The following is a 12,124-nucleotide window of genomic DNA, read 5'->3' as shown; positions in this document are numbered from 1 at the left end:
GCATTCGCTCGGCGGAAGGCTGGAAATTGAGATTGCAGTCGTGTACGTATGTGCACTGTCGCATGCTAGTCTGCATGGAATAGGTGGTTTTTTAGGTTTGGAAGGCAGCTCGACTGCAATCGTCCCTTGGAGAGTCTGGCTGGATAGTTCAGAATCTGATTGGCTCCAATTCGATAGGGGCAGCCAGACGACTTGCCAATCCGTCGCGAAGTACGCGAAAATAGATACAGATGATTACCGACCTGATGCGTTGGTCGAATTACCGGGCCCCGGAGGTTAGCAGCATGGGCGGCATTGAACCCGATTGATGTGATCGCGTTGGGTGCAAGCGGCATGCAGCAGGTGATAGAGACTGAGCATCTTTGGAATAAGTTCACTTAGCTTGAGAGTTTATATAGATGGCAGATGCGAAGACGTTGAGCGATGCAGAGGCCGCTGTGATGGCCCATGGCCAAATTCCGCTTACCCCAGACACCGACCCTGCGGAGACCGCAGAGTGGTTGAGTTCTTTGGAGTACGTCCTCAAGAGTAAGGGGGCGGACCGCGTCAAGTTCCTGCTTAAGTCGCTTGATACTCGAGCACGCAGTGAAGGGGTTGATGTTCCGCTGGAGGTCAATACGCCCTACATCAACACCATACCGGTTCACAAGCAACCGCCCTACCCGGGAAACCGCGAGCTGGAGCGCCGCATCAAGAGTGTGATTCGCTGGAATGCGATGGCCATGGTGCAGCGTGCCAATAAGAAGTTCGATGGTTTGGGGGGGCACATTAGCACGTTTGCTTCGAGTGCGACGCTCTACGAAGTTGCCTTCAATCACTTTTTCCGTGGCCGTGGCGAGTCGGGTTACGATGGCGACATTATCTATTTCCAGGGGCATGCTTCGCCGGGCATGTACTCACGCGCCTTCATGGAAGGCCGTTTGTCGGTCGAGAATTTAGAGCATTTCCGTCGCGAGTTGCGAGAACAGAAGGGGTTGTCCAGCTACCCACACCCTTGGCTAATGCCAGAGTTTTGGGAGTTCCCCACGGTTTCCATGGGGCTGGGGCCACTCATGGCAATCTATCAAGCTCGGTTCAACGAGTATTTGCGGGATCGCGGCATCAAGGATACGTCCAACCAACGGGTGTGGGCCTTTCTTGGGGATGGTGAGTGCGATGAGCCAGAGACGCTCGGTGCACTGCACTTAGCAGCCCGTGAACGCCTCGACAATTTGACGTTTGTCGTCAATTGCAACCTCCAGCGGCTCGACGGTCCGGTTCGCGGGAACAGCAAGATCATTCAAGAGCTGGAAGCGGTCTTCCGTGGTTCCGGTTGGAACGTGATCAAAGTCGTGTGGGGCGGGGATTTCGATTCGCTGCTTGAAAAAGATGAGTCGGGAAATCTTGTTCAGCGCATGAACGAAGTGGTCGATGGCCAATACCAGAAGTACACCGGCATGCCCGGTTCCTACATCCGCGAGCACTTCTTTGGGAAGTATCCCGAGGTGGCTGAGCTGGTCGCCAACTACTCCGACGAAAAATTGGAGAAGCTCAAGCGGGGCGGGCACGATCCCGAGAAGGTTTTCGCAGCTTACAAGGCAGCGGTTGAGCACAAGGGGCAGCCCACGGTCATCCTGGCTAAGACGATCAAGGGTTACGGACTGGGAGAAGCTGGCGAAGGCCGGATGGTCGCCCACAATCAAAAGAAGCTTAACGAGCAAGAACTGTTGGAATTCCGCAGTCGGTTTGGGATACCGATTAGCGATGCAGAGGTGGCTAGCGCGCCGTTCTACAAGCCGCCCGCTTCGAGCATGGAGATGAAGTACCTCAAAGAACGTCGCGATGAACTGGGGGGCCCTGTTCCCAGCCGTCCGTCCGCCATACCGACGGTGAAGGTGCCTACCCTGGAGGACTACTCCTCTTTCGTGAAGGATAGCGGCGGCAAAGAGGTTAGCACCACCATGGGCTTCGTGCGCCTGCTTTCGCGTCTCTGTAAAGACAAGGAAATCGGTAAGAACATCGTGCCCATCGTGCCCGACGAGTCGCGGACCTTCGGTATGGAAGGGATGTTTCGCGAAGTGGGGATCTATGCTCACGCGGGCCAATTGTATGAGCCAGTCGATTCCAACATCCTGTCTTACTACAAGGAAGCGCGTGACGGTCAGATCCTGGAAGAGGGGATCACCGAAGCGGGGTCCATGTCGAGCTTCAATGCTGCAGGAACGGCGTACGCTACCCACGGCGTAAATATGATCCCGTTCTATATCTACTACTCGATGTTCGGCTTCCAACGCGTTGGCGATCTGATATGGGCTGCCAGCGATATGCGGGCCAAGGGCTTCTTAATTGGCGGGACATCGGGGCGCACCACCCTCAATGGAGAGGGGCTGCAGCACCAGGACGGTCACAGTCAATTGAATGCGATGGCATTCCCTGCCATTCGCGCCTACGATCCGGCCTACGCCTATGAGACGACCGTGATCGTCATGGATGGCCTGCGTCGCCTCTACCAAGAGGGCGAGACCGCCATCTACTACATCTCGGTTGAGAATGAAAATTACGAGATGCCCGGCCTGCCTGAAGGCGTCGAAGAGGGGATTATTCAAGGGATCTACAAGCTCAAGAGCCAAGAGGTGAAAGACGCCAAGGCGCGCGTCCAACTCTTTGGTACCGGGCCCATCCTGCGCAGTGTGCTCAAAGCTCAAGAGTTGCTGGCTGAACGCTATCAAATCGCAAGCGATGTTTGGAGCGTGACGAGTTACACCCAGTTGCGTCGCGATGCCCAGAGTTGCGAACGCTGGAACATGTTGCATCCCACGGAAAAGCCTAAGCAGAGCTACATCGAAAAAACGCTCAAGGGCATTGAGGGGCCGTTTGTGGCCGCCAGTGACCATGTGCGAGCCGTGCCTGAGCAGTTGCAGCGTTACATCCCCGGCGATTACTTTGTGCTGGGAACCGACGGTATGGGACGCAGCGAGACGCGCGAAGCCTTGCGTCGCCACTTCGAAGTGGATGCCGAGTCGGTTGCCTTGGCGGCACTTTATCGACTGACCAAGCAAGGGGTGGGCACCGCGGCCGACGTGGCGAAGGCCATTAAGGATTTGGATTACAATCCCGATAAAGCCAACCCCCTGTTCGCCTAATCACATCAGCATTGCATTCGGTAGCAAGTAGTACACTGGAATAGAGAAACCTCATGGCGATTGACGTTAAACTTCCCGAACTCGGCGACGGTATTGAATCGGGTGATGTCCTGGAGCTTTTTGTAAGCGAAGGGGATTCGGTAGAGCGCGAGCAGGGATTATTGGAGATCGAGACGGACAAGGCGACGGTAACGGTCCCCTCGCCAGCCTCAGGTAAAATCAGCAAGATTTTAGTCAAGGCGGGTGACACCCTACCGATTGGCGGCGTCATTTTGCAATTAGAGGGTGCTGAGTCTGCGGCACCTGCGGCTTCAGCTCCAGCTCCAGCAGCAGCCCCAGCTCCTGCCCCAGAGCCACCACCAGCTCCCGCTGCAGCGACACCTCCGCCCGCAGCGGCTGCTCCTGCAGCAGCTCCACCCGCGACGCCAGCACCGGCTACATTTACAGCGCCCACTCCGCCCCCAGCAGCTCCGGTTCCTAGCGAAAGCGATTCCGTGGCCGCTGGCCCAGCCGTTCGACGCTTTGCGCGCGAAGTTGGCGTGGACCTCAGCCAGGTGACTGGATCGGGAGAGGGGGGACGCATCTCGCGAGAAGATGTGTTGAAAGCCGTTCGCGAGACCAGTGCCGCTCACGCAGTAGCACCCGCTGGCCCCTCCACGGCCATGGTGGCGCCGCGGTCTGCGTCGTCCAAACCAAGCAGTGCTGGAGGGCAGGCGTTGGCCTTGCCTGGCGAACCAGGGCAAGATGACTATGGACCAGTCCGAGTCGAACGCTTGAGCAAAATCCGCAAGACGATTGCCGCTCAAATGCACAAGTCGTGGAGCACCGTGCCACGCGTCACCAATTTTGATGACGCCGATGTCACCGCGCTCGAAGCGCTTCGCCAGTCTAGCAAGGAGGACTACGCCGCCGAGGGCATCAAGCTGACCACCATGCCTTTCCTCATCAAGGCGGTGGCTACGGCCCTGCGTCAACACTCCGCCCTGAATGCGGTTATTGATACGGAAAACGACCAGATCGTCTACCGCGATTACGTGAACATTGGAATCGCCGTCGACACTCCACGTGGGTTGGTCGTCCCCAATATCCGCCATGCCGATTCGTTGAGCATTGCAGAGATCGCCCGCGCACTGGCCGATATGGCCGGACGCGTACGCGATGGCGATTTTGGTGTGAACGAACTGCGTGGCGGAACGTTTACTATCAGCAACTTGGGAGCGATCGGTGGTACCTACAGCACTCCGATCGTGAATGTGCCCGAAGTCGCGATCCTGTTGGTCGGCCGCTCGCGGAAAATGCCGATCGTCATGAAGGACGATTCGATTGAAGCGCGGTTGATGATGCCCTTTAGCCTGTCCTACGATCACCGCATGGTCGATGGTGGAGCAGCAGCTCGGTTCCTCAATAGCGTGATCAACTACATGGAGAATCCGAGTCGTCTACTGCTGGCGATCAACTAGGCGGGTATTTCTAAGGCTAGTCGGAGCCGGATGGGAGCTGATTTGAATTCGAAGAATTCCACGAAGGCGCGTCTGCCAACCAAGTGGGCGATTCTTTTTTTTGCTGCCATCGCCGCATATGCCCTACTCCAACCGCTTGCCAATGCGCGGCTGGGGTGGAACCTCCCTTCGCTGCAGAGTTTGCGCGAGGGTGGGCAGGCAGGGGATGAGCAGCCTGCGGAAACGCGAGAGTCGCCGCGCGGCGGTGATTGGATCGATATCCAGGATCTGCCCACAAGCCCAGCGGCGGATCGTTCGCAGAGTTTTGAAGTTGCTACGCCTCCCGGCAGCGCCGAGTTAGGCGGAGCAGACACCCTCCAGTCCGCGTCGAATGCCTCCGCTGGCGAAGGCCTGCGGTATGGATCGCTGAAGTCACTGGGGCGAGACGAATATTTATCGCCGGCTGGCCTGCGTTACACGCCGATGGGTGGGCCCGAGAAACACCGCCTGGAGCACATTGAGAGGCACTTGCGGGACCAGCCCACTCGACCTGGCAAACACGGCGTGTTCGATGGAGATATGCCGCAAGTTTTACGTTGGCTCGACGAAGCCTACACCCGGTCTCGAGGCAAAGAGACTGGGACACGCATCCAGTCGCAAGGGGATCGCGATGTCTACGAAGTGACCTTTAGCAAGCCAATTGGCTACGTGGGAGGCCGGGACGGCAAACGGGCTGGCAATCCGGCTGCCCGCAAGTTGCGGATGGTGCTCGAGGGGCAACGCGTGATTACGGCGTTTCCGTTTTAACCTTGTTGCGATCGATTCACTCAAGCTAGGCGCCGACCCCATGCATGACAAGCAATCTGAACCTTGGATTCATCTAGGTGAGTGTCCGTTCTGCCAGGGTGGGCTGCGGCGAATTCGGGTTTGCCAAAGTGGGACTCCGGCACAGCATTTGTTTGCAATGTGTGATGAATGCGAAGCTCTCTGGACGGCTCCCGATCTCGATGCTGCCATGTCGTTTCCCAACCTAGATGCACCGCAGTGTCCAATTTGCGCGGCCAGCTTGTATGGTCCTGGGACCGGCTGGGCTACCCTGGAAGAAATCGTGGGAACGCCTTGGGCGGCTGCTGTGCAGATTGATGATCCCGCGGATGATGAAGGGGGAGTCGAGGGGGGGGCTCCGGAAAATCTCGCGGCGGGCCCACCTAAGAAACCGCTGGTATCTCAAGGGGATAGTGATCCCGATGCCGATTTGACCTATGGCCAGGACGATCCCAAGCCTGGTTGCTAGGCAAGCACCGCTGTGTCGGTGTGAGGCCAACGTTGAAATGGATCGTTCCGTGGAGTCGGCCAAGAGACAACGCCCAACGCAAGTCGGCTAAACGACGAACCCAATCCGTTCCGCCTACTTTTGACGAGTTCTCACATGCAATCGATGCTGAAGCCCTGTTGCCGCCTGTATTTCTTAGTGGCTTGTTCTTGTTTTTTGAGCCTGCTGAGGCCGGTCGACGGAGCGGAACGCGTTGGCGTCGGCGATGGAGTTGCGGACGACACGCAGTCACTGCAGCGAGCCGTCGATTCCGGAGTGGGAAATCTGGAATTGCCTGCTGGGACCTATCGCATCACGCGCCCAATCGTAATCGACTTGGCGAAAGTGGGGCACACGTCGATCTCCGGGGGCGGAGCGGCGCGGATTCTGATGGCCGGCCCTGGGCCCGCGCTGGAATTTATAGGTACGCATGCCGGGACTGCTGATCCAAGCACGGTTAAGGCTGACGTTTGGAAACGCGAAGATTCTCCCATGGTCGATGGGTTGAAGATTGTGGGAGGGCATCCGGAAGCATGTGGCATTCGAGCTCGCGGTACGCTGCAGTTAACGTTGACCCGCCTCGTGATTCGCAAGGTTCTCCACGCAGTGCATTTAACGCAGCGGAATCGCAACGTGACGCTCTCAGAGTGTCACCTCTACGAAAACCAGGGGGTGGGGCTGTTCCTCGATCAACTCAACTTGCATCAGATCAATGTTGCCAATTGCCATATAAGCTACAACCGAGGCGGTGGGATCGTGGCGAAGCAGAGTGAGATTCGGAACCTCCAGATCGGCACTTGCGATATCGAGGGCAATATGGCCGAGGGTGATGCGCCTCCCACCGCCAATATCTGGCTCGATGCGACGAATTCCTCACTTGGCGAAGTAGCGATTGTGGGGTGCACTATCCAGCACTCTCATGAAGCACGCGGCTCTGCCAATATTCGTATCAATTGCCAGTCGGTCGAGGTCGCTTTCACCAAGGAGACACGGCATGGCAACATTACGATTGCGGATAACGTGCTGTCGGATGTGGAGGTGAACGTTGAATTGCACCACGTGCGGGGCGCGACGATTAGCGGCAATACGATTTGGAAGGGCTATCAGAAGAACTTGATCTTGGAGGACTGTCGCAACATTGTCTTGGCGAATAACGTCTTTGACCGCAATCCTCGCTATGGGTACGGGGGTAGCGCGCAGGCCAAACTGGGTGTGTTAATCACGAATTCAGCGGACTGTACGCTGAGTGGCAATCATGGGGCGGGACGCGTCGACGGTGAAGCGGCGGTGGTCGTGCGCAATTGTGAGCGCATGAACATCTCCGGTTGGACGCTCCTGGATTATGGCTCTGTCGGTCTATTGCTGGACAATGTTACTCGCAGTCGCGTGTCGGGCTGCCTGATTCGAGATGATGTCGCTAAATCACCGGGTCTGGCAGTAAGCATCACTGGCAGAAGTGAAGTTCAAGTGGACGATTAATTGCCCGGTCAGCCAGTTCCTGCCATCGTTCCCGCGCAGGCGGGAAACGAGTGCTGGGGAGTTGTTTCGATTCCTGCAAGCGCGACGGTAACGCTGGAGAGTGAACGTGGCCCCTGATTGCATCTCGGGCCACTGCAGGCGTGCAGGGGTATGCAGGCGTGCGGGGCCACTGCTGGCATACTGGGGGAGAGTGGCGTTGCTGACTCTAGCTCCCCTTCGGATTTGCGCATTGTTGGCTGCACTCAGAGTGAGTGCTACGCTGGCGGCAGTCCTTCCATGCGTCGCCAAGTGCTGAGTTGCCCCAGATGGAGCGTTACGTGGTTGGTGAGATAGAGTCCAATCAATGCGCCCAGGGTGGGAAGGATAGCTTGCAATGGCGAATCGACGGGGTTCGGCGCAGCGAGTTGTTCGTCGCTGACTTGGCGGATTGCCTCCACGGCGGTGGCGTAGCTGCTGTCGAAAAATGCTTTGAGTTCGGTGCCGGTGGGGTAGATGCTGCCGTCAGGGTCATCGACACATGTGGCATTTTTCGAGAATAACGCATCGTAGTGTGCGGGCGGTTGGGCTATTCCCTCTTGCCCGATGAGCTTGAACACATTGGCTGGGTAAAGGCACAAGTGGCCAAAGATGAAGGCGGGGTGATTCGCGGTAATCGTCACATTGCCGGGCGCCGCAAAGCGTGCAAAGCGATCCGCAGGAATCCCCTCAACCAAGCGATTGGCGTTCCGTATTCCAATCGCGGCAATGTCTGCAATTAGGCTTCCGCATTGACCCATCGTAAAACTCCTGGTGGTAGTGAAGTGCTGTTGGTGGTGAAGTACTTCGGCGGTGAGGTGTTGGCCGTTAGGGGAGGCTAACGCGTCCTGCTGGCAGGATGGCACGGAATTGGCGTTCGCTCAGCACCCGGACTCCGCCACTGGTTCTTCCGCGCGTTGATGAGCTGGATTGAAGATGGGGTGCGGGGAGGGCCGGTGGAGCTTGGTCCGTGGCGTTTTCCGAGGTTCGGCAGGTGACGACATAGTGCGTACTCGCATCGATGGTCGGCTGCCGTGCTGCGCCCAGTGCCGAGAGGAATTGAGTCGACTCCGCTTCGCTCATGCCGCCCAGGTTGCCTAGTAAGACGATGTTTTTGCCCTGCAGTGGAGGTTGATTCCCGGCGGCTTGCAGCACCGTTTGCGCGTCGAGTTTTCGAGCGACTTTGGCGGTGCGGCTGGGGAATCCCCATTTGTCGTTGGTGGTGCGGCTGCCGGAGGCCCTCGCGCTGGATCGCTTGCCGACGGCCCGTGGCGATTTGACGTGTCCCTGTTGGTAGCTGCCCCGTTTGATGCGGAGGATTTTCTCCAGCTCTCTCAATTCTGAGGTTTGGTGCACGCGTTCGGCTTCCAAAGCGATCGTTGCGCAGGCTCTGGAGTCTTCCAGCGCGTCGTGGTGCTTAAACTCAATCCCCAGCCAATCGGAGAGTGGCTTGAGGCCGTATTTGGTGCGTCCGGGCCAGGTTTGACGGGCCAGCAGTCGAGTGCAGATGAATTCGAGTGGTGGGCAAGCAATATCCTTGGCAGCCAAGCTAGCCAGCAGGACGCCGACGTCGAATCTCGCGTTGTGGGCTAGGAGAACTTGCCCGTCAATCAGCGGCTGGAATTCGCTCCACACTTTATCCATGGTTGGCGCGTGACGTACATCCTCCGGCGTAATTCCATGGACTTTGATATTGAAGGGGGAGAAATACATCCGCGGAGGGCGGATCATCCAGCTCTGTTCAAAAACAACTTGGGAATCACGTACTACGACTGCAGCCAGCTGACAGGCACTGTTGGCGTTACTGTTAGCTGTTTCAAAATCGACGGCCACAAAATCCATTAGGGAGGTCCTCTTTCGCAATGATTGGACATTTTCAACGTGGTTGAGCCGCTTGCGGGGCAGCTATAGAACCACTTTTAGTGTTAGCGGAGAGTTCGGTAACCCGCAGGGAAGCGAGTGATTTTCTCTTGTGCCTGGGGCTCGCGAGGCGGGTTGCTAGGAAGCCGTCCCGCTAACGCTATTCCGCTATTTAAAGTCATGCCATTCCAGGCAGGACGAGGTGAGTTTGCGCAGGTTGCGCTGTGAGTTGGAGCTAGACCATTTCTTCAGACGCCTTTCCTTCCGAGGCTTTCCGCGTTGCTGCATCCTTCTTGCTACGCGCCCGCCAGGATTGCATGCGCCATATCGCACTGGCGAACAGCCCCAAGACAAAACCGACTACCAAGGTAATGGTTAGCATGGCTGCTAGGGGCATGCTGACTTTGACGAATAGGAGCTGCACGTTGATCGGTTCCAAGTTTTGGAAGACGATGATCAACGACAGGCAGGCAAGCAATCCAATGACAATCCATTTGAATTTGGTCATTTTATTTGGCTCGTAAGTTGAAGAGGGGTGATCCAATAGTTCAGGAGCCTAACTCCCATTTATCGTTCATGGTTAGCGCACTGGATCGAAGCCGTGGAGTCGGCGGAGGAGTCCAATTTGTCCGGCGTGAAGCGATTCGTGGATTGGGCAAAACATGAGGGCTCCCAATTGGATTGGGTAGCCCGTGTAAGGCATGTCGGTAGGTTGAGCGAGGGTCGCGGCTGATAATTCAGCGACCTCCGAGAGGGCGCGATGGTGGATGGTGTTGAGTTTTTCGAGCAGCTCGGCTGGAGCGGGCATGCCTTGTCTGCTGAGGGCTGGTGTGCTTCCACGCCCGAACTGTTTGCGAAGCCAGCCCGGCATCAGCTCCAGGTCACCGGGGAGCCGGCCACGCTGTCGAAAGAGCATTAACCCGTACTGGGAGACAGCTAGGTGGCCAACTTGCCACGCAAGGTGGATTGGAGCGGTTGCAGGGGCGACATACCACAGCTCGTCAGGGATAGATTCGATCAGCTGCAGTGAATATTGTCGAACCCAAGCCATTTGTTCCAGCACCTGATCGCGACCGCGGAGTAGGTCGTGCGTCGACAAATTAGCTGGATCAGCGGTAGCAAAAGCTTCCATGGATTCTCAGGCCTTCAGCGGAGTCGGGGTTGGGACGAATGGGGCCAGTTCGTCTCGATTCGGCGACTGGATGGGAGCGCGGTGATGGGAAGGGAGGATTGCCCGTAGCTTGGATGAGTGCATTTTCGGTCGTCAGCGACGATCTGTCGACCACTGCTACTTGACGAGGGGCAAATTTCACCGGACGATGCTCGGATGCGAAAAACTAAAGCTAGCATTTATGACTTCCCCACATACTACGATCTTGTCTTTGGCAGCGATACCGCAGCGGAGATGCGATTCCTTCAGCAGGCCTTTACGCGGTACGTCGACGGGCCCGTGCGCCAGGTCTTTGAGCCTGCGTGTGGGACCGGCCGCCTGCTCTATCGCATGGGCCAAAAGGGCTTTGGGGTCGGTGGCATCGATTTGAATCCCTTGGCTGTTGAGTACTGCAACAAGCGTCTCGAGCGGCTGGGCCTCAAGGGAAGGGTGCTGTTGGGGGACATGGCGGATTTCGAAGTCCCCAAACCCTTTGACGCAGCCTTCAACACGATCAACAGTTTTCGCCATTTGCAGACTGAAGAGTTGGCGGTAGCGCATTTGGAATGCGTGGCTCAAGCGGTTCGCCCGGGGGGGATCTATGTCCTGGGCTTGCACCTCACGCCGCGCGGCGAAGCGACGGATGAAGAGGCCTGGTCGGCGCGGCGTGGGCAACTGTCCATTAATACTTCGATGTGGCCCATCGAAAAAAATCCCAAAAAACGGATCGAGCGATTCGGGATTCGCTTTGATGTTTTCAAGCCGACTGAAACGATGCGGATCGAAGATGTCTTGGAGCTGCGATCGTATAACGTCAAGCAATTTCAGAGCTTGTTAGCCTCAGTGTCCAATTGGGAGGTCATGGATTTTTACGACTTTGCATACGAGATTGAGCATCCCATTTTGCTCAACTCGGCGACCGAGGACGTCTTGGTGATCCTCAAGAGGAAAGCCTAGGTTCGGGGCGCTGAAAAATTGCGGCTTGGTTCCTCAAACGCGTCGTCGGCTAGAGAGCCAAATCCCGGCGGCTGCGATTCCACAAGCGGCCGCGATTCCCCCGGCGATGGAAGCCCGCCGGGCCCGGTCTTCGGCGTAGCGATTCCAGCGTATAAACAATGGTGGCTCTTTGGCGCCGATTCCCAGCGACTCAAAGCTGTGCCAAACGAGGCTCATGTCTTCCGGGGTGTAGAGGTCGAAAATCTTATTTCCCTCGGCAATTTCCATCTCCGTAGTGTAGGAGGTGTCGATGCTGACGCGTTGCAGCAGGTACCAACTTGCAAAGGCGAGCGACACAATCAAGCCACCGCAGGCGGCAGCCATGCAGGGGCCTCTCCAGCCACTCCAGGGGTTTTCCCCGTTCTTGGAGATGGTCGAGGCGGCGGTGTCACCGGGGGGGGAGTCGGCGCCCTCCGTTGCTGGAGGCAGTTTGGCCAGCCCTCGGAGCGTGGGGACGCGGAGCGATTGTCCGCAGGAGCATTCGATCAACTGGTCGGCTTGCTTGCGGGAGACGGTATGCTTTCTCCCACAGTCACAGGTTAACAGGTAGTCCATGATAAGCTCTAAATTTGAGGAATGGAAACTCAACTATTGTCTCTTTCAGGCTGGACCGGCCAAGCCGCCTAGTTAAAATTAGATTAACGAGCCGAAATCGTACCAACGAATTCGACTTGCGACCCTCCGCGTGGATGGAAACGGGCGGCTTGGATCGATAGTCACCAGTCTAATTACGGAGTTTGGCACCCACAGG

General features: G+C 57.1%; 11 protein-coding genes. 6 read left to right on the top strand and 5 right to left on the bottom strand.

Features of this window, described 5'->3' with window-relative positions; genetic code table 11:
- The first annotated feature begins 398 nt into the window (after positions 1–398).
- The 5 genes from aceE (at position 399) to Q31a_RS26385 (ending at position 7,352) form a co-directional block, all read left to right on the top strand.
- Positions 399–3,122 (top strand): pyruvate dehydrogenase (acetyl-transferring), homodimeric type, encoded by a 2,724-nt coding sequence (aceE, locus tag Q31a_RS26405; protein ID WP_145084805.1) that lies wholly within the window; start codon positions 399–401, stop codon positions 3,120–3,122.
- 53 nt (positions 3,123–3,175) lie between these two features.
- On the top strand, positions 3,176–4,582 hold the full coding sequence (locus tag Q31a_RS26400) for a 2-oxo acid dehydrogenase subunit E2 (RefSeq protein WP_145084802.1): 1,407 nt from the start codon (positions 3,176–3,178) through the stop codon (positions 4,580–4,582).
- A gap of 42 nt (positions 4,583–4,624) precedes the next feature.
- Complete coding sequence (locus Q31a_RS26395; protein WP_145084799.1) at positions 4,625–5,368, top strand: hypothetical protein; 744 nt, start codon at positions 4,625–4,627, stop codon at positions 5,366–5,368.
- A gap of 40 nt (positions 5,369–5,408) precedes the next feature.
- On the top strand, positions 5,409–5,855 hold the full coding sequence (locus Q31a_RS26390; RefSeq protein WP_145084796.1) for a hypothetical protein: 447 nt from the start codon (positions 5,409–5,411) through the stop codon (positions 5,853–5,855).
- A 135-nt stretch (positions 5,856–5,990) separates the two neighbouring features.
- Positions 5,991–7,352, top strand: a complete 1,362-nt coding sequence (locus Q31a_RS26385; protein ID WP_145084793.1) for a right-handed parallel beta-helix repeat-containing protein — start codon at positions 5,991–5,993, stop codon at positions 7,350–7,352.
- Between the two features lie 254 nt (positions 7,353–7,606).
- Here Q31a_RS26385 and Q31a_RS26380 read toward each other — a convergent pair whose 3' ends face one another.
- The 4 genes from Q31a_RS26380 to Q31a_RS26365 all read right to left on the bottom strand — a co-directional run bounded on the left by Q31a_RS26380 (position 7,607) and on the right by Q31a_RS26365 (position 10,359).
- The gene (locus Q31a_RS26380) at positions 7,607–8,128 is read right to left on the bottom strand and encodes a DinB family protein (RefSeq protein WP_145084790.1); all 522 of its coding nucleotides are present in this window, start codon (positions 8,126–8,128) and stop codon (positions 7,607–7,609) included.
- 67 nt (positions 8,129–8,195) lie between these two features.
- Positions 8,196–9,209, bottom strand: a complete 1,014-nt coding sequence (locus Q31a_RS26375; protein ID WP_145084787.1) for an exonuclease domain-containing protein — start codon at positions 9,207–9,209, stop codon at positions 8,196–8,198.
- Between the two features lie 253 nt (positions 9,210–9,462).
- On the bottom strand, positions 9,463–9,735 hold the full coding sequence (locus tag Q31a_RS26370; protein WP_145084784.1) for a lipopolysaccharide assembly protein LapA domain-containing protein: 273 nt from the start codon (positions 9,733–9,735) through the stop codon (positions 9,463–9,465).
- A 72-nt stretch (positions 9,736–9,807) separates the two neighbouring features.
- Positions 9,808–10,359: a DinB family protein gene (locus Q31a_RS26365; RefSeq protein ID WP_145084781.1), complete on the bottom strand. Its 552-nt coding sequence runs from the start codon at positions 10,357–10,359 to the stop codon at positions 9,808–9,810.
- Positions 10,360–10,554: 195 nt separating this feature from the next.
- On the opposite strand from Q31a_RS26365, the gene Q31a_RS26360 reads away from it, so the two are divergent.
- Complete coding sequence (locus Q31a_RS26360) at positions 10,555–11,334, top strand: SAM-dependent methyltransferase (RefSeq protein ID WP_231690947.1); 780 nt, start codon at positions 10,555–10,557, stop codon at positions 11,332–11,334.
- Between the two features lie 33 nt (positions 11,335–11,367).
- Here Q31a_RS26360 and Q31a_RS26355 read toward each other — a convergent pair whose 3' ends face one another.
- Positions 11,368–11,928 (bottom strand): hypothetical protein, encoded by a 561-nt coding sequence (locus tag Q31a_RS26355; RefSeq protein ID WP_145084778.1) that lies wholly within the window; start codon positions 11,926–11,928, stop codon positions 11,368–11,370.
- Between the last annotated feature and the right edge of the window lie 196 nt (positions 11,929–12,124).

It is taken from the genome of Aureliella helgolandensis, assembly GCF_007752135.1.
In the GTDB taxonomy this organism is placed as follows: domain Bacteria; phylum Planctomycetota; class Planctomycetia; order Pirellulales; family Pirellulaceae; genus Aureliella; species Aureliella helgolandensis.
This window is presented reverse-complemented; position numbering and strand designations above follow the sequence as displayed.